The sequence below is a fragment of the Phaeobacter sp. PT47_59 genome (assembly GCF_028890025.1).
GTDB lineage: Bacteria > Pseudomonadota > Alphaproteobacteria > Rhodobacterales > Rhodobacteraceae > Phycobacter.
Genome location: NZ_JARCJL010000072.1, coordinates 1 through 1,203 on the forward strand (window position 1 = coordinate 1; position 1,203 = coordinate 1,203).

Genomic DNA, 1,203 nt, shown 5'->3' on the forward strand with positions numbered 1-1,203 from the left:
CCAGATTGTCGAGATGGGACATGACTGTATCGTGGTGGCTCCTTCTTTGATCCCGGTTAAGGCGGGCAACCGGGTGAAGACCGACCGTCGTGACGCGGTGATGCTGACGAAGCTGCATCGGGCTGGAGAATTGACGGCAGTCTGGGTGCCGGATGCGGCGCATGAGGCGATGCGTGATCTGGTCCGGGCACGGGCGACGGCGATGCGGGTAGCAGGCAAGGCGCGCCAACATCTTCAAGGCTTTCTGCTGCGACATAGCCGGATCTATCCCGGCAAGAAGGGTTGGACCGGTGCCTACCGGCGCTGGCTCGCGATGGTGCGGTTTACGCATCCGGCGCAACAGATCGTCCTTCAAGATTACATCGATGCCGTTGCCGATGCGGAGGCAAGGGTGGAGCGTCTGACGGACCAGATCGCGGATCTTCTGCCGACTTGGAGCCTCGCAGCGGTCGTTGACGCAGTTCAGACGATGCGCGGTGTCGGGTTCATCGTCGCAGTGACGGTGGTGGCCGAGGTGGGGGACTTCCAGCGTTTCGACAATCCGCGGCAACTGATGGCCTACCTCGGCCTGACGCCGTCGGAGCATTCCAGCGGTGCAAGTGTCCGGCGGGGCGGGATCACCAAGGCGGGCAGCGGTCTCGCCCGGCGTGCACTTATCGAGGGCGCCTGGAGTTACCGCATGCAGGCCCGCGTCAGCCCAAAGCTCCTTGCCCGACTGGAGTCGCTGCCGCAGGCGGTCCGCGACATTGCCTGGAAAGGACAGCTCAGGATGTGCCAGCGCTATCGCCATCTGGTTGCGGCCGGAAAGGCCAAGGTGGTGGTCATCACGGCCATCGCGCGCGAGATGGCAGGCTTCATCTGGGCGATCGCCCGCGCCACTACGCCAGCCAAAGCTTGAGAACGCTACGACCAACGACACTCGACCCTGTCTGATGCGCAGGGTTGGGGACGGAACGCGGTGGGGAACCCTCGTGCCCTGTTATGGGCCGACCTGTCGATGCCCGATCCTTAGAGCGAGGCAGCCCCAAGACGAAACCACGGTCATGCGGTACCCAACCCGCGCATGAGAGCTTGCTCAGCCGTCGTCTCAGTTCCGTCTCCTACCCTGCGCGTCTACATCACGCTGCGCCCGGCTCCGCCGGATTACTTGCTATGAAACAAGAGGTTGACAGCGATCATGAGAGCAGGCCGCTGAAAAAGTCC

At 63.3% G+C, this 1,203-nt stretch carries 1 protein-coding gene; it reads left to right on the top strand.

From position 1 onward, the window contains the following. Positions 1-898: IS110 family transposase (locus PXK01_RS21925; protein WP_274861735.1), on the top strand; the 898-nt coding region annotated here is incomplete at its 5' end. Positions 899-1,203 lie beyond the last annotated feature (305 nt).